The organism is Salmonella sp. SJTUF15591, assembly GCF_043356435.1.
GTDB classification, from domain to species: domain Bacteria; phylum Pseudomonadota; class Gammaproteobacteria; order Enterobacterales; family Enterobacteriaceae; genus Salmonella; species Salmonella enterica.
The window spans coordinates 723,285-741,472 of the sequence record NZ_JBEUJO010000001.1 but is presented as its reverse complement, the minus strand read 5'-3'; the positions used below and the strand labels follow the sequence as shown (position 1 = coordinate 741,472).

The window sequence follows — 18,188 nt, the reverse complement described above, 5'->3', positions numbered from 1 at the left end:
GGGGAATGTCGATTAGTCGCGGCTGGCGAAGCCCAGAATGCTGAGCAGGCTGACAAAGATGTTGTACAGCGAAACGTACAGACTGACGGTCGCACGAATATAGTTGGTTTCACCGCCGTGAATGATGTTACTGGTTTCATACAGGATAGCGCCCGAGGAAATCAGGATAAACACCGCGCTAATCGCCAGGTGCAATGCAGGCAGTTGCAGGAAAATATTCGCCACCATACCAATCAGCACGACGACGATCCCGGCCATTAACATACCGCCCAGGAAAGACATATCCTTACGGGTGGTCAGAACGTAAGCGGAGCAGCAGAAAAATACTAACGCGGTACCACCCAGCGCCAGGCCAATGACATCGCCCATGCCTGCTGACAGATAGGCGTTAAGAATCGGGCCCAGGATATAGCCGAGGAAGCCGGTAAACGCAAAAGCAGACAGGATACCGACCGGCTTATTGGCGGTTTTATAGGTCAGGAACATCAGCCCATACATACCAACCAGCGTCAGAATCAGGCCGGGGGAGGGCAGCATCAGTACCGTACTGGCTGTCGCGGTAATTGCGGAGAAAGCCAGCGTCAGGCTCAACAGAAAATAGGTGTTGCGCAGTACTTTGTGCGTACTCAGTAGCGAGCTACGATCACGCGATGATGTAATGATACGATCCATTAGTCACTCTCTTATGACAGATGTAATTAATAAAGGAGAATAATAAAAACAGTCACTGTCACCCAGTGGTTTTACCCATCTTTACGCATTCGTTTACGTTTAGTTTCCTTAAGAGATTTCAGGTGATTACCGTCGTTAAAACGGTCTTCTCATGCCTGGCGCTACGCCATAAAACAGGCGGCAGCGCCAACCACGCGTTACCGATAAAAAATTGATAATCACAGCGGTAAAACAGTGGGGACGATCAACACGTATTAAGCCAGTTTTTGTGTTGAAGAAATGGTCAATGTGCCGCTATTTCAGGCAATTAACGAAAATTTGCCTGTTTTTCACGCAAACGAACACATTCGGTCTTTACATGACGCACCGGGATGTTTATAGTGCGCCTCATTCCGGAAGTGTGGCCGAGCGGTTGAAGGCACCGGTCTTGAAAACCGGCGACCCGAAAGGGTTCCAGAGTTCGAATCTCTGCGCTTCCGCCAGATTAAACAAGGGGTTACCGAAAGGTAGCCCCTTTGTTTTTTAGGCGCTTAGAATATAGTTAGAAAATACTGTTAGAATATTTCCCGAAAAAACGGACTACGCGAGTCTTTAGTTTCTTTTCGTTTCCCGATGTGTCTATTTATTGAAGATGTAGACCATTCTGGGAGGTGAAGGATGCCCCATCTCTTTCAGAATAATGTTGGTATATTCGACAACAGGGCCTCTTGGATGATTTTCTTCTTTATCCTGAAGATGGGTCAGTGCATGTACAACTTCATGAATAAATGAACGTTTTGTGTCAAAAAGTTGTGGTCCTTCGTTACTTTCATAATGTTCGGTATATGAATCATCAGAATCGTCCAGATTGAGACAAATAACTTTCCTGCCTTCTGAAAGTTTGAAGTGTTCCTGAGCCACGGTAGTTTCAAAGGCTTCGCCTGCCCCCAGTAGCCAGCGCTGCTCCACATCATGTAGTTCTTTTTCATATGCGTAATTCATCAGTCTGCGGAATGTTTCGCTTTGGGTATACGCATTTTGAAGTACGGAGGATAGTTCATCGTAGCATTCGTCATAAGTGTCGTCATCAATTTCTGTATCAGGGTCTATTCCACCCGCGCCTGAGATAAGGTACTCCACCACACACTCTGGCTCCAGACGGAATTCACTGTTTATGGCAAGGCTGTCATGAGCAAGGCGTAGCCGTGAGGGGTTTGGTGCATGTTCGGGAATATCGGGGAAAACAGGTGTATCTGCGGTATTTAATCCATATGTGGATACTCCGCTTTGAGGTATTAATCTGTAGGTGACCGGAAGCATAACTTCTTATTTCCTGACTACAATTATGAATTATTTAAATTAAACAATAATAGTGTTTTTAGTTAATGTGCCACATACAGATAACGCTATGATTCAGACAAAGCCAACAAGTAATACGCTGAAAATGTTATTTATAATGAAACTTAGGGGCGGGGTTTATTTAATAAAACAAGGGGGCCTCTGTTTGAATACTTCTTGTTTATAAAATCCCTTTATCTCGACTAAAATATCGGATGGGGGAAAAGAGTTCTATCATTGTAATCCGGGAGTGGAGTAGGGGTATGTTGACTACCTGTCAGATCGGCTCCTGTTAATGCTTTCGCTAAAGTTAGAGCTATCTTATCTAATTTCGCACCATTTAGTTTGGTGTCAGTTAAGTCTGAGCCGAATAGAATTGCAGCGGTTAAGTTTACAACGGACATGTTAGCGCAAGTCAGGTTTGCGTGAGTCAGGTTTGCTTTAGTCATGTTTGAACCCATTAGATTTACAGCGTGTAGATTTGCACAACACAAATTTGCACCGACTAAATTTACATTAGATAGATTTGTTTCACGGAAATCTGCATCAGAAGCATCTATGTCTGACAAATCTTCCCCCTGGAAATCTTTATGAGCCAGGTTTACTCCGCGCAGGTTCAGAAAACCATCCTCGGTTATAAGTGAATCAGGCTGTTGTATATTATGTTTACTCATCAGTTTTAACATTCGACATACATTCCAAAATCTCTCACTATCAACTTTATCCGTTACAGTTTTTCCATTTTTGTTCACTTCAATAATGACCATGGGATCCGTATTTTCGGATGCTGCTCCACATGACAGACATATAGTACACCCGTTGACATCCTCCAGAAATATTTTATTACCATCGAAGAAAGCATCTTTATTTACATATAATAATGATGTGGTCAGTTTTCCAATTACCTCCCGAAAGCATCTTTCATTGCTTCTTCTTACTCCACCACAGGTAAAAAAATTGACAGGCCATTCAAGTACACCGCGTGGTGAAGTTGCACTTTTCATTGCTTCTTTCGTACCGGTACCGGCCGCATGCAAATATCTTAATATATTTTCTGGGGACGCGTTAGTTATTGGCATTTTGATTCCTTCTTATGGAAGTGAGTCGATTCCTTATAGGTGTGAGTCAAGTCACATTTATACAAGGAATAATAAAAAAAGATATAAGGTGATTTTTGTATTTAGAGCTTTGGTTGAGTATGAGTAGGTGTCTGGCATCTGACAAGAGGCGATGATATCTGCCATAACGGTGAAGCAGGAGTACTGTCGGGGTCGTTACAATCACCAGCTTAGATATAGAACGCGCTGGCTGCGCCTGGAAGACGGCTTGAAATATTAGCGGCGTAAATCATAATTAATAATTACAACCGCAAAAATAGTGCCAACCCTGGTGACTATGGCTGGTTTCGTGACGAAAGTACAGGCTTTATAATTTAATAGGGACAGCGTTCTGGTTAGTCGGGTAGATACATCAAAACCTGACTGACCTGATGTGCCTGTAAGCCAGTAATATGATGTTGTGAAAAATCAGGCTGACGTTAATAAAACACGCCAGCCTGAAGTCATATTCAGTTCATCAGGAACTGATGAAACATAATAACCAGATATACTCTCAGTTCTGATATGGTTGTTATAGTTTTCTGTAAAAAATTAACAACCACATATCTGACACCAATCCTCAGGTTTACTTATATCTGGTGGCCAGTTGTCACACCAGCGTGGGCGAATCAATGCTTCGGGGTCTGGTGGCCAGCCACGGGAGGCGTGTTTTGTATTATCTGGTGGTGGGGGGGAATCACTGGCAGCCATCGCCGATGCCGAAAAGGCTGTAGCCGACAACACCAGAAGCAATGGTAAAAATATACGATGTCTCATAATATCACCCGTGAATAATCAGATTATCCTTGCTATTGGCTTCCTTCATTTCCAGCATAACTCACGCTTCATCATCATTGAATAAACAATTAAGTTTGTTGAGCGAAAATTTACTTAAAGAAAAAATAATAAGCACTAATATTTTTTTTGCAGTATTTCAACTTATAGCAGAATAAATGCGCGTAGATGGCGTAAAAACCTGATGATCAGGAATACTTACACACTAAAAATGCTCCCGCAAACAGAGCGAAATGAGAGAGAGGAACGTTTGCCCCTTACATTTCCACCAAAGATTCTGGTCTTGTCTCTTGTAAAGGGCATACGTATCGCGCTTTATCTCATTAAGAAAGCATGTTGATGTATTAAATTATGCATAACGCTCTTTCAATTGCTTCACGTTAGAAATGAATAATTCAAAACCAGTGAGCGCCTCTTCTTCGGTACTGGTTTGCGGCAAGCGATAAAGCGCCACTAAAGCAGTATTGTCTGCGTCAGCGCCGATAGTGACGGCGCTGGCGTAGTTAAGACGTAAAAAATGCTGCAAAGTCAGAGTGTCGTCAGGCAATGGCATAAAGGGACAGCACATTTCCAGTGTATGATCGGATTCATTAAAATAAACCTGTATCCCATCATCAATGATGAGCAGTGGCTCATCTTCTGGCGCATCCAGGCCTAACGCGGCATATAAACGATTTAATAGACTTTCCATATAGTTACCTCAAGACTCAAGATGTGATTAATGAAGAAATGCCTTTTACTGACTGCCAAATATTTTCATCCCCAATTCGTTTTTGATAGGAAAGATTGAGCACCTCTGGCGATAAATTTTTCAGTACTTTGTTTCCCGCCCCGCCCGTATTTTGTTTCTGAATCTCCAGGTTGCCACTATTCAGTAATACTTTTTGGAAAATTTTCTGTCCACCGCTATCCGGAAGACTGCCAGGCGCATTTAACATATGGGTCTGATGGAAAGAAATGATCTCTCGCTTGATTTCTGAATCCATCATCCCTGTACGATCTTTGCCGCTTTTACAATTCCAGGCGGGCACCGCGTCAATTTCATGGGCTAACATGGCAAGGCGTTGTGCGAGTTTATAGGGTTCACCGCCATCTTTATGATGTTGGTTATTTTTCCAGATATCCTTAATCTGGCGTGCTAATGTATTGACGACCTCATAATTATCCGGGTATTGCGCCAGCCATTCGCCAACCCAGCCACCTGGTCTGGCTTCAGGGCGTAAATCATTGCCTAATAACTGATGTAGCGCTTCGGCATTATATCTATCAGATGCCTTAAGGCCAAAGCCGAGCTTGAGCGTCAGCTCATTAACACCCATATTAAATGCGGCGACGTCCGGTTTTATTTTTACCGTCTGTAGATCGCCATCTTTATTGCGGATTTTTAAATGAATCATTTTTCCCGGCTGTGTCAACGATTGCCATGCGCGCATTTGATCCTCGACCATCGTTCCCTCTTTGCCGAAAATATTCGACGCGGTGAGTAACCCGACGGATACCAGTTTAAGGCTTACCGCTTCGCCCGCTAAGGCTCTGTTAAGCAACTCAGGTTTACTATAAAGTGCCGCAGTTAATACTTCTTTGGCTTTGTTTTCAGCGCCGACCTGACGCAGAAGCGGATCTTTTTCATGATAGGGGGAAAGCACGCCATGACGTATCCCACAAAAAAGCGTTTTATCTTTACCGTCCTCATGCACACTCACCGTGGACATCCACAAATTATTGGCGTGATGAATATTCCTGGTATCCCAACTGCATACGCCCTTTCCCTGATAAGCACTGGGAAAGATATCTTTTGCGCCGATTTTCATCTCTGCGGCAGGGAGCTGCGTGTTGGTATAGTGATGCCCGTTATGCGTGAGTGTATTTTTTATGGTTTGCCAGGGCTGGTTATTAAGCTGCTTGACCTGAGCGTCTCTAAACGCTACTGCCGCAAAGCGCTGAGCTTCTTTTGCAGGTAAGCCATTTTGCTGCTGAGTGCGTGCTGCAATAAGTTCGATAAGATTTTTCTTCAATGCTTTTGCCGCGGCTTCTTCTTGTTTTGTTGCTGGCCGGTCCGCTTTAACTTTGGCTAACTCCATTTGATTTGCCATTGACGTTAGAACCGGGTCTTGTTTACCCAGAACGGTTGCCGCGACGGTAAGAAGATCGCGCTGTAAGTTATAGAGGTTATGCAGCGAGTGGTTAGATGCCTTCTGATGCTGTAGATAATTCCCCCATGTCGCGCCAGGTTCTCGCAGGACAATAATTTCCGGGCGAACGTCGGACGCTTTAGCCGGTGCTTTGCCCTGGCCTGATAGAATCTGCATTCCGTTGTATAAGGTTTTTTGTAGGCTTTTAAAAGCCTCCTGGGTTTTTAGTGAAGCTGAGTGATAGAAGCTCTGTATTTGCATAGCGTTTTTAATATTCCTGAATAGGGGAGTGGGAACATTCAACAGGGTTAACAACCCTTTAAAAGGATGTGACTTTTATGCACCAGGAACTTTAAAAAAATGTCCTTTTTAATGAGGAAACGCTTCTGATCAGGCGGGGATGTGTCCTGACGTGTCCATACGTAGTGGCGATCATAGGGGGAGAACGGTACATCAAATGTTCATAAAATCTACAAACTTCACAATTTAGGGCACAACTTTTATTGAAAACCCACCTTCTTGACTCAGATCAAATTCACCGATTTACTCCTGCGTAAAGTAACGGCGTTACATCAAATGTTATACAGGTGTGTGTATGCCAGCAAAGCCCCGGACAAGTAAGACCGTGACGAAGAATATTCGTTTTTCCTATTCCATGCTTGAACAGATAGAATTCGCGTTGAAATCTGAAAAGACGCGGAATTTTTCAGCATGGGTAAAAGAGGCCTGTCGGGAAAAGTTATGTAACACGGGACATAAGCTGTAGTTGTCGTTTTATGTGAGAGGAGGCGGCCATTTTGAAAAGAACAACGTGCTTATATACCTCCTGGGTTTTTGCCGCTTTTGTCTCTCTGCTGATATTTGCCTGGAGTGTCATAAACTATCCTCTCTATGAATCCATAATAATTATTGTCTTTTATATCTGGCTAATTCTGGTGCCGCTTTATCTTATTGTGTATGAGTGGCTAATAGATTGTCATTGAATTTATGGTTGCGTACTTGAAAAGTGATATTTCATATCTGTGCGGTAAGCCATTGTCGTAATAATATTATTGGTCAGGCGACGGGCGAGCGTCTGCGCATTTTGCATCGTTTTATCTTCAAAATTTTGCAGTAAGCGTTGCGCTTCTTTCGGATGCGACGCATATAATCTCAGATAGCTCTGCTCCATCTTATACTGCTGCTTAGCTGTTTGCTGTTCAAATGTTTTCCAGGCGTGTTGCACATCTGGCGCAAACGCATTGTAGTCCTGCATAACCAGCGTTTGCAACGTGCGGAATGTCCAGTAGGTAGAGTCGTTGCTCGCCCGATCGGTTCCTTTATCATCTCCGGGTTGATAATGACGCATTCCCTGATAATAGGGGAGATAGACGCTAAGAGATGGCATTCCATAGGCGATGTATTCTACGTTACCGATAGCCTGCGGTAATTTCGGTCTGACCTGTAAAATATGCGACTCCTGGGTACGAAAAACGGATATAGGTCGCCATGGTTCTTGTGGATTATGACTGGCATAAGGGTCGTGCGACGTTCCCTGATAGTGATTGCGTAACGCGTTTTTTACTGCCGCCACGCTAATTTTCGTTATTGGCGTTAAAAAAACAGGAAATGTTTCCCCTTCGCTAACGACCGTATCCAGATGCGGATTAAACTGATGTTGTAGCGTCCAGACGCGCGGATAATTATAGGTGGTATCGTTTTTGTTATCCTGCGAATAGGCTTGATGAAAGTCGAATTCGCCGCGGGCCGGATCATATAATCCCTGCTTTTTCGCAAAGCTTACTAACGTTGGTGACGCCATATAATTCGCATTATCATTCGGATCGTAATGGCGTAAACGTCCCTGATTGGCGGAAACGAAATAGCTATCTGCCGGAAGTCGTACTGCCAGCCATTGATGGCCGCTTCCCGTCTCCAGATACCATATCTCTTTGCTATCAATAAACGCGACGCCGAAACCTTCGCCCGCGCCTTTTTGTTCAATAATGTCTCCCAGTAATTTGGCGCCCTGACGCGCCGATTGCGCCACTGGCAGGATCACGGACTCAATGGCGTCTTCCGTGATTCCCGTTTTTGTCACGTAAGGATCGGCAGCCAGCGCCGCTCTGCCGTTATAAATGGTTTCCGTTGCGCTCATTCCGACGCCCGCCGAATTGAAACCGGCTTCACCCATGGCGTTATCGTTAGTATCAAAGTCATGAATCGCCGTATAGCGCATCGCTGTCTCCGGAAGCGGCCAGCTAAAATTGTTCCGATGTGCTTTATACTCGCCTTGTTGATGAAACGCGACGGGATGAATAACCTTATGCTTGGCGTTATTTGCCGAGCCATCTTCGTTGCGCGCGATAATGAAGGAGCCGTCAGCCGAAGCCTGATTGCCTACCAAAAGGGTAGTACAGGCGATGACTTTACCCATACCCAGCAGCGTAACGGCGAATGCAAGATACTTTTTCATAAAGGTTCCCACTGAATAACGCGTTATGGGATGAATTGACCCTGGATTGGAAACCGAGAAAGTGATCGAGCCAGCAATATTCTTTGCCGGCATCCTTTATTTTCTCTTTATTGAGGTTGTATTGATAACCACAGCCCTGTGGCAGGGAAGGGGAACAGAACCTGTACTGACCTTAGCTATCAGCGCTATCAGGCAGACGAACCGAAAAGATATTATGTTCATCGGCATAGCGGTAAGATGCCGAACCACCGTGTAATAGAGCAATCGCGTTAACTAACGATAACCCCAGGCCGAAACCGGCAGTGTGGCGGGCATTATCTCCTCGCCAAAAACGCCGGAAAAGCTTATCCGCATCGGCGGGGTGGCTGCCCGGATTAGCGACCCGAATTTCTGCAACGTTATCATCATAAGCGCTTTCAATACGTATCACGGCGTTTTCATCAGAATAACGGATGGCATTCGTCAGCAGGTTTGAGAGCACTCTTTGTAATAATATTTCGTCAGCCCATACCGTTCCCTGACATTGATTTATAAAACAGATGCGCTTCTCCTCGGCAAGGGGGCTAAGATAATCCAGCATATTTTCGACCAGCGCATTGAGCGAAACAGGCTGTTTTTTTACCGCTATATTCTGGTGCTCCGCGCGTGCCAGAAAGAGAATATTTTCTGTCAGTCGCGACAGTCCCTCCAGCTCTTCAATATTATCGACAAGGGCTTGTTGATACTCTTCGGCGCTGCGTTCCTGACTCAGCATCACCTGATTCTTCCCCAGTAAAATATTAACCGGCGTGCGCAGCTCATGCGCCAGATCGTCGGCAAATTGGTTCAGGCGTTCAAAATCGTCGGAAAGCTTCTGGCGCATGGTATTTAGCGCTTGTCCAAGCGGCCTGAGCTCAACGGGTAACGCCTGTTCCGCCAACGGCTGGCGAAGTGTGCCGCTATCTGTCGCCGCGGTGAGTCGGCTGAGCGACGTAATGGCCCGCAGCCCGTTTCTGATGACTAATGGACTGAGTGCCGAACAGACGAGGATGGCGATAAGGCTAACCAGCAAACTGTTACGGCGATATTGCGCCAGCATTTGCCGCCTTTCCGTCGCCAGCCTGGCGATAGTAAGGGTCAGCGGGTCATTGCCGCTTCTGGCGTTTACTCGTACCGCGGTCAGCTCCGTGCCTTGTACCGCCTGGCGAAATAAGGTTTCGCGGGTGATGTTTTTAGCCAGCGGAATCTCGTTAAAGCGTTGGTCGGGGATACCACTATGATTAATCGCAACATTGTGGCCTGTTGCTGAATGAATCAATAAGATATCCTGCTTCGTATCCACCATCCTATTGAAATAGAGCGGCAGATTTTCCGGCCTGGCGCCATCCAGTAACAGTTGCTGCATTTGCGCCGCCCGATTTATTAGCGTCATATCATCCCGATACGTTAATTCTTTGCTCAGCGCGTTATAGAGCGTCCAGCTAATGCCGGTACAGGCGAGGATAAGGATGGCGATAAAAGAAATTGTCAGGCGCAGCGTCATTGATAACTTAACCATTCTGCGACGTTTCCGCCTGTAATCGATAACCCATCCCCCGGACGGTCATAATGAGCTTCTTTTCAAATGGATCGTCTACTTTGGCGCGCAGCCGACGAATCGCGACATCAACGGTGTTGGTTTCACTATCAAAGTTAATTCCCCAAACTTCGCTGGCGATCGCGGTTCGGGGCACGATTTCTCCTGCCCGGGACGCCAGTAACCAGAGGAGCAGGAATTCTTTGCGGGTCAGGGAAATCGGTTTGCCATTTCGTGACACCGATTGCTTTGTGGCATCCATGTCCAGACCATTGATCGTCAGTCGGGTAAAGACCGGGACATGCTGTCTGAGTTGAGCTCTCACCCGGGCCAGCAGTTCGGCGAAGGAAAAAGGCTTAACAAGGTAATCATTAGCGCCCGCCTCAAGACCTTTGACGCGATCCTCAACCGAGTCGCGCGCCGTCAGGCAAATAACAGGGGATTGATGCGCAGTGCGTAACGCGCGTAAAACCTGCCATCCATCAAGCCCCGGCAGCATAATATCAAGAATAATCAATGAATAATGTTCCTGAAGGGCCAGGTGTAATCCGTCTCGTCCATCACAGGCATAATCAACCACATAGCCTGCCTCCGTGAGTCCCTGACGTACCCACTGAATGGTTTTCTGGTTATCTTCAATCAATAAAATCTTCATCAACGCAGTATGCCATAGGCTTGGTAGCGAATCCGTAAATCTCCAACAAGATGACATAATTGTCATGTCCGTGTAAGGTTAATCCTGGACGCGCCAGATATATTTTCCTGCATCAATACCGTAAAGGAGTGAAGCATGAAACGATATATACTGGCTACCGCGATAGCATCTCTTGTTGCAGCCCTGCAATGGCGCTGGCCGCTGGCAACAATATTCTCAGCGTACATATTCTCGATCAGCAAACAGGCAAACCGGCGCCCGGCGTGGAGGTGGTACTGGAGCAGAAAAAGGATAACGGATGGACGCAATTAAATACCGGGCATACCGACCAGGACGGACGTATTAAAGCACTGTGGCCCGAAAAAGCTGCCGCGCCGGGGGATTATCGCGTTATTTTTAAAACCGGCCAGTATTTTGAAAGTAAAAAACTGGATACGTTTTTCCCGGAGATTCCCGTCGAGTTTCATATCAGCAAAACGAATGAGCACTATCATGTGCCGCTGTTATTAAGTCAGTATGGTTATTCAACCTATCGCGGGAGCTAATTTAGAGCCTATCCCATTAGGGCTATTTTACTTGCCATTTTGGACCTGGGCAGTGCTCGCCAAAACGCGTTAGCGTTTTGAACGCCGCTAGCGGCGGCCCGAAGGGCGAGCGTAGCGAGTCAAACCTCACGTACTACGTGTACGCTCCGGTTTTTGCGCGCTGTCCGTGTCCAAACTGGCTGCGCCAATAACGCCTGGTGGGATAGGCTCTTAGATTGTATTAATCGCCGCGATTTATGGCGAGCAAACATCGCGGCGGGAATAAAAATCTTCAGCGTATCGACTCTTCTCCCACAAGCGGTGGTTATCCCGCTTGTGGGCATGAGTGACGGTTAAACAGGCGCTTCCATCTCAAGTCTGACCGGATGAAAACGGCGTTTGAAATAAATCAGGCCATGCCCATCCTGGCTAAGAATAATATTTTTGATCGCCACCAGATACACCAGATGCGTGCCAATGGTTTGTACCTCGCTGATCTCGCCTTCAAGACCGGCCAGCGCGCCGTTAAGTACCGGCTGGCCCAGCGGTCCGTTTTGCCAACATGGCTGGTGAAAACGCTCTTCCATCGCCATCCCCGTCATACCGGCAAAGTGGCGCGCCATCAGCTCCTGCTCATGGTTAAGTACATTAATGCACAGTCTGCCGTTGCCCTGAAAAACGGGGTTCATGGCGCTATTGGCATTAATACATACCATTACGGAGGGCGGCGTATCGGTGACGGAACAGACCGCTGTTGCGGTGATACCGCAGCGTCCGGCGTGACCCGCCGTGGTTACGATGTTGACCGCTGCCGCCAGACTTGCCATCGCATCGCGAAAACGCAGACGTTGTTCATCTACTTGCATGAGAACCTCCTGCCGCGTTATTTCAGCAGCTTATCCAGTTGATTGATGTCGTCGTTATTGTGCAAATGCGAAACCGTCCAGCCATTCTGATCGTATTCGGAGAGGCAGCGATCGACCATTGCCATCATCTTATCCATATTGCCGGAGCTCTGGGCCTGACGCAGGCACTGCAGACGAATTTCATCCTGGCTGCCCGAGTAGTTAATCTCGTACAGCTCATGGCGACCGCCAAACTCGCTGCCGATGGCATCCCACATCAATTTAAGAATTTTGATACGTTCAACATGGTCCATTCCGTTAGAGCCGCGTACGTATTTCGCCAGGTACTGGTCGATTTGCGGATTATTCAGATCGCGGGCGCTGGAAGGCAGGTAAATCAGGCCGCTGGTAACGTTACGTTCAATAATATTTTTAATTTTCGCGTAGGCCATTGGGGCCATCACACGATAGGTTTGCAGCGCGGCGTGGTCCGGCAGCCAGGCGCCGTTTACCCACGGGGTTGCTTCAGAACACATAGAATCGCTCAATGCCCAGAACATATTGCGCCAGGCCACGACTTCGCCGAGATCGGCCTGCACGCCCCGGAACTCTACGGTACCCGTACATTCGAGCGATTTTTTCAGCAGCGCGGTAATGAAATCAAGTTTAACCGCCAGACGAACACAGGCTTGCAGTGGATACATACGGGCAAAGCCGCCTTCCATCGTCCAGCGACGGCAACGATCGAAATCACGGTAAATCAACACGTTTTCCCACGGGATCAACACCTTGTCCATCACCAGAATGGCATCGTTTTCATCAAAGCGGCTGGAGAGTGGATAATCAAACGGCGAGCCCGTCGCGCCCGCGACCATTTCATACGAGGCGCGCGAAATAAGTTTTACGCCTTCGGCATCCATTGGCGCGACAAACATCAGAGCAAAATCCGGGTTTTCGCCCATCACCTGGGCTGAGCCGAAACCAATCATGTTGTAGTGAGTCAGGGCGGAGTTAGTGGCGACGACTTTCGCCCCGCTGACAATAATCCCGGCGTCCGTCTCTTTCTCCAGCTTGATATAGACGTCTTTCACTTCGTCGGCAGGTTTGTGGCGGTCAATGGGCGGGTTGACGATAGCATGGTTAAAGTACAGGCCGGTCTCCTGAATGCGGGTGTACCAGTTGCGGGCGTTCTGCTCAAACTGGCCGTAGAAGGCTGGGTTAGCGCCCAGAGCGCAACCAAAGGCGGCTTTGTAATCCGGTGTGCGTCCCATCCAGCCGTAACTCAGGCGTGACCACTCGGCGATAGCATCACGCTGTTGGCGCAGATCGTCTGCGCTTTTCGCCACGCGGAAAAATTTATGCGTATAACCGCCGCTGCCGGTATCGGTATTCCAGCACAGGGTATCTTGCATCGACGGTTTATGTAATGCGTCATACAGTTGTGCGACAGAGGCTGCGGCATTGCGGAATGCCGGATGTGTCGTAACATCTTTAACGCGTTCGCCGTAAATATAAATTTCCCGCCCGTCCTGCAGGCTTTTTAAATACTCTTCGCCCGTTAACGGACGCTTGTTATCAGTACGAAAATCTTCAGGTTTCATTGCGGCCTCTTCCTCGTTAATCGGAATGTTTTGTTAATAATATGTTTCTTATTTGTTGTTTAATTGAATAGGCAGAAGCGTAAACTGTGAAGAGACTTTCAGGACAACGGCGGGTACTTTTCAGATGAACGTCGAAGAAGAAGAGTAAAATGCGATCGCCGTCAACGTTGTAAGCGGGAGGGGATTCCCGTGTCGGCGGCGTGGGAAGGTAAGAATACTATGCTTCCGCTTCGCTATCAGGATGCTGGCGCCCCAGAGCAATAAGATCGTCCAGCAGCAGCATCAATTGCTGTGTTTTTTCGGGCGTGAAATCGGCCTCAATTTTTCGATAAGCCTCTTCTACCTGGCTCCGGGCACGGGCGTACAGCGTTTGTCCCTGCTCCGTCAACATGACATATAACTTACGCTGATCGTTAACCGGCTTGAGTCGCAACACCAGTCCGTCTCGCTCCATGCGCGTCAATATTCCGGTCAGACTTGGACGCAAAATGCAGGTGCGAAAGGCCAGCTCGTGAAAATCCATAGAGGGGCTATCGGCCAGGATTCGCACAATGCGCCATTGCTGGTCGGTCAGATTGTGGCTTTTAACGATGGGGCGGAAATAGGTCATTGCCGCTTCGCGCGCCTGAAGCAAGGCGATGGTTAATGAATCATGCATAAGCGTTTCTCTTTTGCAGAATTATTAATACCTGAATAATCGTGTTTACCGATGTGAGCTATGACATCTGTTTTATGTCCAAAGTTTAACAGAAACAAAGGATTTTATTTAACTATTTGATACATATGCATTTAATTATTATTTTGTGAAAATATTGTTAATCACATCACAAATACTTTACTTCAGCTTGCTAAATGTACAGCGAAAGCATAAATCTAATCATTAATATATTAATGAAATCACAGCCCGTTAAATCGGCCTGAGGAGTTTATGTATGAAGGGTACTGTTTTCGCCGTTGCGTTAAACCATCGCAGTCAGCTTGATGCCTGGCGAGAGGCTTTCTCTCAGCCTCCCTATAATGCGCCGCCTAAAACCGCAGTGTGGTTCATCAAGCCGCGTAATACGGTGATTCGTCACGGCGAACCCATTCCTTATCCGCAGGGAGAAAAGGTACTGAGCGGCGCGACAGTGGCGCTCATCGTGGGGAAAACCGCCAGCCGGATACGCCCTGAAGTGGCGGCGGACTATATCGCCGGGTATGCGCTGGCTAACGAGGTCAGCCTGCCGGAAGAGAGCTTTTATCGCCCGGCGATTAAAGCGAAATGTCGCGATGGCTTTTGCCCGCTGGGTGAAATGGCGCCGCTGAGTGATGTGGATAACCTCACCATTATCACTGAAATCAACGGACGAGAAGCGGACCACTGGAATACTGCCGATTTACAGCGTAGCGCCGCACAACTGCTTAGCGCGTTAAGTGAGTTCGCTACGCTTAACCCTGGCGATGCGATCTTACTCGGTACGCCGCAGAATCGCGTTGCGCTGCGTCCCGGCGATCGGGTGCGTATTCTGGCGAAAGGTTTACCCGCTCTGGAAAATCCGGTTGTCGCAGAAGATGAATTCGCCCGCCACCAGACGTTTACGTGGCCGCTGTCAGCGACGGGAACGTTATTTGCGCTGGGGTTGAACTACGCCGATCACGCCAGCGAGCTGGCATTTACGCCGCCGAAAGAGCCGCTGGTATTTATCAAAGCGCCAAACACCTTTACCGAACATCACCAAACGTCGGTGCGCCCGAACAACGTCGAATATATGCACTACGAAGCCGAACTGGTCGTGGTGATTGGCAAAACGGCGCGTAAGGTGAGCGAAGCCGAAGCTATGGAGTATGTGGCCGGTTACACCGTCTGCAACGACTACGCGATCCGCGACTATCTGGAAAACTACTACCGTCCGAATCTGCGGGTAAAAAGCCGCGACGGCCTGACGCCGATAGGCCCGTGGATTGTGGATAAAGAGGCGGTTTCTGATCCGCATAACCTGACGTTACGCACCTTTGTTAACGGTGAGCTGCGCCAGGAAGGGACGACCGCCGATCTGATCTTCAGCATCCCATTCCTGATTTCTTATCTGAGCGAATTTATGACGTTGCAACCGGGCGACATGATTGCCACCGGTACGCCGAAAGGGTTGTCCGATGTGGTGCCGGGGGATGAAGTTGTCGTGGAAGTAGAAGGCGTGGGTCGCCTGGTTAACCGAATCGTCAGTGAGGAGAGCGCAAAATGAAGAAAATAAATCATTGGATTAACGGCAAAAACGTTGCAGGTAACGACTACTTCCAGACCACTAACCCGGCGACCGGTGACGTGCTGGCGGAAGTGGCCTCCGGCGGTGAAGCAGAAGTGAACCAGGCTGTCGCGGCGGCCAAAGAGGCGTTCCCGAAATGGGCCAATCTGCCGATGAAAGAGCGCGCGCGTCTGATGCGTCGTCTGGGTGACCTGATTGACCAGCATGTGCCGGAAATCGCGGCGATGGAAACCGCCGACACCGGTCTGCCTATTCATCAGACTAAAAACGTGCTGATCCCGCGCGCCTCGCATAACTTCGAATTCTTCGCCGAAGTGTGCCAGCAGATGAACGGCAAGACCTATCCTGTTGACGATAAAATGCTCAATTATACGCTGGTGCAGCCCGTCGGCGTCTGCGCGCTGGTGTCGCCGTGGAACGTGCCGTTTATGACCGCGACCTGGAAAGTCGCGCCGTGCCTGGCGCTGGGCAACACGGCGGTGCTCAAAATGTCCGAGCTGTCGCCGCTGACTGCCGACAGGCTGGGCGAGCTGGCGCTGGAGGCAGGAATTCCGGCAGGCGTGCTGAACGTGGTGCAGGGCTATGGCGCGACGGCGGGCGATGCGCTGGTACGCCACCATGACGTGCGTGCGGTGTCGTTTACCGGCGGGACCGCCACCGGTCGCAATATCATGAAAAATGCTGGCCTGAAAAAATACTCGATGGAGCTGGGCGGCAAATCGCCGGTGCTGATTTTTGAAGATGCCGACATTGAGCGCGCGCTGGACGCCGCGCTGTTCACCATCTTCTCGATCAACGGCGAACGCTGCACCGCCGGGTCGCGCATCTTTATCCAGCAGAGCATTTACCCTGAGTTCGTGAAGCGCTTTGCCGAACGCGCGAATCGCCTGCGTGTCGGCGATCCGACCGACCCGAACACCCAGGTCGGCGCGCTGATTAGCCAACAGCACTGGGAGAAAGTCTCCGGTTATATCCGCCTCGGCATTGAAGAAGGTGCAACGCTGCTGGCGGGCGGCCCGGAAAAACCCACTGACCTGCCTGCGCATCTGAAAGGCGGTAACTTCCTGCGCCCAACCGTGCTGGCCGATGTCGACAACCGTATGCGCGTTGCGCAGGAAGAGATCTTTGGGCCGGTCGCCTGCCTGCTGCCATTCAAAGACGAGGCGGAAGGGTTACGTTTGGCGAACGACGTGGAATACGGTCTGGCCTCTTATATCTGGACCCAGGACGTGAGCAAAGTGTTGCGCCTGGCGCGTGGGATTGAAGCCGGCATGGTCTTCGTCAACACCCAGAACGTCCGCGACCTGCGCCAGCCGTTCGGCGGCGTGAAAGCCTCCGGTACCGGGCGCGAAGGCGGCGAATATAGCTTCGAAGTGTTTGCGGAAATGAAAAACGTCTGCATCTCAATGGGCGACCATCCTATCCCAAAATGGGGAGTTTGATATGGGCAAGTTAGCGTTAGCAGCAAAAATTACCCACGTGCCGTCTATGTATCTTTCTGAACTGCCGGGAAAAAATCACGGTTGTCGTCAGGCAGCCATTGATGGGCATATTGAAATTGGCAAGCGTTGCCGCGAAATGGGCGTTGACACCATTATCGTATTCGACACCCACTGGCTGGTGAATAGCGCTTACCACATTAATTGTGCCGACCATTTCCAGGGCGTCTATACCAGCAACGAATTGCCACACTTTATTCGCGACATGACCTATGACTATGACGGTAATCCGGAGCTCGGCCATCTGATCGCCGACGAGGCAGTCAAACTGGGCGTGCGCGCTAAAGCGCATAACATCCCGAGCCTGAAGCTGGAGTATGGCACGCTGGTGCCGATGCGCTACATGAACAGCGACAAGCACTTCAAAGTGGTCTCCATCTCGGCGTTCTGCACTGTGCATGATTTTGCCGACAGCCGCAGACTGGGCGAAGCCATTCTCAAGGCGATTGAGAAATATGACGGTACCGTAGCGGTATTCGCCAGTGGTTCTCTGTCGCACCGTTTTATTGACGACCAACGGGCGGAAGAGGGGATGAACAGCTACACCCGCGAGTTCGATCACCAGATGGACGAGCGCGTGGTCAAGCTGTGGCGCGAAGGCAAATTCAAGGAGTTTTGCACCATGTTGCCGGAGTACGCCGACTACTGCTACGGCGAAGGCAACATGCACGACACGGTCATGCTGCTGGGAATGCTGGGTTGGGACAAATACGACGGCAAGGTGGAGTTCATCACCGACCTGTTCGCCAGCTCCGGTACCGGCCAGGTGAACGCTGTTTTCCCGCTGCCTGCGTAAGG

17 protein-coding genes, 1 tRNA gene and 3 pseudogenes are annotated in these 18,188 nt (G+C 49.0%); 8 read left to right on the top strand and 13 right to left on the bottom strand.

The annotated features are described in order from the left end of the window. Positions 1 to 12: 12 nt before the first annotated feature. Positions 13 to 672 (bottom strand): FtsH protease modulator YccA, encoded by a 660-nt coding sequence (gene yccA, locus ABVM99_RS03785; RefSeq protein ID WP_000374046.1) that lies wholly within the window; start codon positions 670 to 672, stop codon positions 13 to 15. 394 nt (positions 673 to 1,066) lie between these two features. On the opposite strand from yccA, the gene ABVM99_RS03780 reads away from it, so the two are divergent. Continuing rightward, positions 1,067 to 1,154: transfer RNA gene (locus ABVM99_RS03780), tRNA-Ser, on the top strand. 136 nt (positions 1,155 to 1,290) lie between these two features. Here ABVM99_RS03780 and pipA read toward each other — a convergent pair. Further along, complete coding sequence (gene pipA / locus ABVM99_RS03775; RefSeq protein WP_000938180.1) at positions 1,291 to 1,971, bottom strand: type III secretion system effector protease PipA; 681 nt, start codon at positions 1,969 to 1,971, stop codon at positions 1,291 to 1,293. A 221-nt stretch (positions 1,972 to 2,192) separates the two neighbouring features. Then, the gene (pipB, locus tag ABVM99_RS03770; RefSeq protein ID WP_052938279.1) at positions 2,193 to 3,068 is read right to left on the bottom strand and encodes an SPI-2 type III secretion system effector PipB; all 876 of its coding nucleotides are present in this window, start codon (positions 3,066 to 3,068) and stop codon (positions 2,193 to 2,195) included. 270 nt (positions 3,069 to 3,338) lie between these two features. Between pipB and ABVM99_RS03765 the strand changes: the two are divergent. After that, positions 3,339 to 3,422, top strand: a pseudogene (locus ABVM99_RS03765) (hypothetical protein); the annotation flags it as partial. Between the two features lie 216 nt (positions 3,423 to 3,638). On the opposite strand, the gene ABVM99_RS03760 reads toward ABVM99_RS03765, so the two are convergent. Beyond that, complete coding sequence (locus tag ABVM99_RS03760) at positions 3,639 to 3,797, bottom strand: hypothetical protein (RefSeq protein WP_353511665.1); 159 nt, start codon at positions 3,795 to 3,797, stop codon at positions 3,639 to 3,641. Positions 3,798 to 3,898: 101 nt separating this feature from the next. Here ABVM99_RS03760 and ABVM99_RS03755 point away from each other — a divergent pair. Continuing rightward, positions 3,899 to 4,221: pseudogene (locus tag ABVM99_RS03755) on the top strand (hypothetical protein). A gap of 9 nt (positions 4,222 to 4,230) precedes the next feature. Here the strand turns inward: ABVM99_RS03755 and sigE are convergent. After that, positions 4,231 to 4,572 carry a type III secretion system chaperone SigE gene (gene sigE / locus ABVM99_RS03750; protein ID WP_000444723.1) on the bottom strand — a complete coding sequence of 114 codons (342 nt, stop codon included), beginning with the start codon at positions 4,570 to 4,572 and terminating at the stop codon, positions 4,231 to 4,233. Positions 4,573 to 4,588: 16 nt separating this feature from the next. Then, positions 4,589 to 6,274: an SPI-1 type III secretion system effector inositol phosphate phosphatase SopB gene (sopB, locus tag ABVM99_RS03745; protein WP_023195818.1), complete on the bottom strand. Its 1,686-nt coding sequence runs from the start codon at positions 6,272 to 6,274 to the stop codon at positions 4,589 to 4,591. Positions 6,275 to 6,608: 334 nt separating this feature from the next. On the opposite strand from sopB, the gene ABVM99_RS03740 reads away from it, so the two are divergent. Then, on the top strand, positions 6,609 to 6,779 hold the full coding sequence (locus ABVM99_RS03740) for a YlcI/YnfO family protein (protein ID WP_001111006.1): 171 nt from the start codon (positions 6,609 to 6,611) through the stop codon (positions 6,777 to 6,779). Here the strand turns inward: ABVM99_RS03740 and ABVM99_RS03735 are convergent. The 4 genes from ABVM99_RS03735 to hprR form a co-directional block, all read right to left on the bottom strand. Next, positions 6,753 to 6,890, bottom strand: a complete 138-nt coding sequence (locus ABVM99_RS03735) for a hypothetical protein (RefSeq protein WP_023181920.1) — start codon at positions 6,888 to 6,890, stop codon at positions 6,753 to 6,755. The two genes, ABVM99_RS03740 and ABVM99_RS03735, sit on opposite strands and share 27 nt — an antisense overlap. 108 nt (positions 6,891 to 6,998) lie before the next feature. Continuing rightward, positions 6,999 to 8,468, bottom strand: a complete 1,470-nt coding sequence (locus ABVM99_RS03730; RefSeq protein ID WP_023195817.1) for a C69 family dipeptidase — start codon at positions 8,466 to 8,468, stop codon at positions 6,999 to 7,001. Positions 8,469 to 8,640: 172 nt separating this feature from the next. After that, positions 8,641 to 10,005, bottom strand: a complete 1,365-nt coding sequence (locus tag ABVM99_RS03725) for a heavy metal sensor histidine kinase (protein WP_023195816.1) — start codon at positions 10,003 to 10,005, stop codon at positions 8,641 to 8,643. Further along, positions 9,998 to 10,678, bottom strand: coding sequence for a response regulator transcription factor HprR (hprR, locus tag ABVM99_RS03720; protein ID WP_000698217.1), 681 nt, complete (start codon positions 10,676 to 10,678; stop codon positions 9,998 to 10,000). Before hprR ends, ABVM99_RS03725 begins: the two co-directional genes overlap by 8 nt. Positions 10,679 to 10,813: 135 nt before the next feature. Between hprR and hiuH the strand changes: the two are divergent. Further along, positions 10,814 to 11,223, top strand: a pseudogene (gene hiuH / locus ABVM99_RS03715) (hydroxyisourate hydrolase). A gap of 332 nt (positions 11,224 to 11,555) precedes the next feature. Here hiuH and ABVM99_RS03710 read toward each other — a convergent pair. From ABVM99_RS03710 to hpaR, 3 genes are all read right to left on the bottom strand, one after another. Then, positions 11,556 to 12,068, bottom strand: a complete 513-nt coding sequence (locus ABVM99_RS03710) for a 4-hydroxyphenylacetate 3-monooxygenase reductase subunit (RefSeq protein ID WP_001195556.1) — start codon at positions 12,066 to 12,068, stop codon at positions 11,556 to 11,558. 17 nt (positions 12,069 to 12,085) lie between these two features. Further along, on the bottom strand, positions 12,086 to 13,648 hold the full coding sequence (gene hpaB, locus ABVM99_RS03705; RefSeq protein WP_000801496.1) for a 4-hydroxyphenylacetate 3-monooxygenase, oxygenase component: 1,563 nt from the start codon (positions 13,646 to 13,648) through the stop codon (positions 12,086 to 12,088). A gap of 217 nt (positions 13,649 to 13,865) precedes the next feature. Next, complete coding sequence (gene hpaR / locus ABVM99_RS03700; RefSeq protein WP_000543922.1) at positions 13,866 to 14,306, bottom strand: homoprotocatechuate degradation operon regulator HpaR; 441 nt, start codon at positions 14,304 to 14,306, stop codon at positions 13,866 to 13,868. A gap of 274 nt (positions 14,307 to 14,580) precedes the next feature. Between hpaR and hpaG the strand changes: the two genes are divergently transcribed. The 3 genes from hpaG to hpaD are packed head-to-tail and all read left to right on the top strand — an operon-like array spanning position 14,581 to position 18,186. Beyond that, positions 14,581 to 15,870: a 4-hydroxyphenylacetate degradation bifunctional isomerase/decarboxylase gene (gene hpaG / locus ABVM99_RS03695; protein WP_023195308.1), complete on the top strand. Its 1,290-nt coding sequence runs from the start codon at positions 14,581 to 14,583 to the stop codon at positions 15,868 to 15,870. Beyond that, on the top strand, positions 15,867 to 17,333 hold the full coding sequence (gene hpaE, locus ABVM99_RS03690; protein ID WP_000723525.1) for a 5-carboxymethyl-2-hydroxymuconate semialdehyde dehydrogenase: 1,467 nt from the start codon (positions 15,867 to 15,869) through the stop codon (positions 17,331 to 17,333). The genes hpaG and hpaE overlap by 4 nt, the downstream gene beginning before the upstream one ends. 1 nt (position 17,334) lies before the next feature. Continuing rightward, complete coding sequence (gene hpaD, locus ABVM99_RS03685) at positions 17,335 to 18,186, top strand: 3,4-dihydroxyphenylacetate 2,3-dioxygenase (RefSeq protein ID WP_000516978.1); 852 nt, start codon at positions 17,335 to 17,337, stop codon at positions 18,184 to 18,186. Positions 18,187 to 18,188 lie beyond the last annotated feature (2 nt).

Bases quoted from the DNA above. Each gene is read 5' to 3' on its own strand.
- yccA (WP_000374046.1), bottom strand. From the start codon at position 672: ATGGATCGTATCATTACATCATCGCGTGATCGTAGCTCGCTACTGAGT.
- pipA (WP_000938180.1), bottom strand. From the start codon at position 1,971: ATGCTTCCGGTCACCTACAGATTAATACCTCAAAGCGGAGTATCCACA.
- pipB (WP_052938279.1), bottom strand. From the start codon at position 3,068: ATGCCAATAACTAACGCGTCCCCAGAAAATATATTAAGATATTTGCAT.
- ABVM99_RS03760 (WP_353511665.1), bottom strand. From the start codon at position 3,797: ATGGCTGCCAGTGATTCCCCCCCACCACCAGATAATACAAAACACGCC.
- sigE (WP_000444723.1), bottom strand. From the start codon at position 4,572: ATGGAAAGTCTATTAAATCGTTTATATGCCGCGTTAGGCCTGGATGCG.
- sopB (WP_023195818.1), bottom strand. From the start codon at position 6,274: ATGCAAATACAGAGCTTCTATCACTCAGCTTCACTAAAAACCCAGGAG.
- ABVM99_RS03740 (WP_001111006.1), top strand. From the start codon at position 6,609: ATGCCAGCAAAGCCCCGGACAAGTAAGACCGTGACGAAGAATATTCGT.
- ABVM99_RS03735 (WP_023181920.1), bottom strand. From the start codon at position 6,890: ATGACACTCCAGGCAAATATCAGCAGAGAGACAAAAGCGGCAAAAACC.
- ABVM99_RS03730 (WP_023195817.1), bottom strand. From the start codon at position 8,468: ATGAAAAAGTATCTTGCATTCGCCGTTACGCTGCTGGGTATGGGTAAA.
- ABVM99_RS03725 (WP_023195816.1), bottom strand. From the start codon at position 10,005: ATGGTTAAGTTATCAATGACGCTGCGCCTGACAATTTCTTTTATCGCC.
- hprR (WP_000698217.1), bottom strand. From the start codon at position 10,678: ATGAAGATTTTATTGATTGAAGATAACCAGAAAACCATTCAGTGGGTA.
- ABVM99_RS03710 (WP_001195556.1), bottom strand. From the start codon at position 12,068: ATGCAAGTAGATGAACAACGTCTGCGTTTTCGCGATGCGATGGCAAGT.
- hpaB (WP_000801496.1), bottom strand. From the start codon at position 13,648: ATGAAACCTGAAGATTTTCGTACTGATAACAAGCGTCCGTTAACGGGC.
- hpaR (WP_000543922.1), bottom strand. From the start codon at position 14,306: ATGCATGATTCATTAACCATCGCCTTGCTTCAGGCGCGCGAAGCGGCA.
- hpaG (WP_023195308.1), top strand. From the start codon at position 14,581: ATGAAGGGTACTGTTTTCGCCGTTGCGTTAAACCATCGCAGTCAGCTT.
- hpaE (WP_000723525.1), top strand. From the start codon at position 15,867: ATGAAGAAAATAAATCATTGGATTAACGGCAAAAACGTTGCAGGTAAC.
- hpaD (WP_000516978.1), top strand. From the start codon at position 17,335: ATGGGCAAGTTAGCGTTAGCAGCAAAAATTACCCACGTGCCGTCTATG.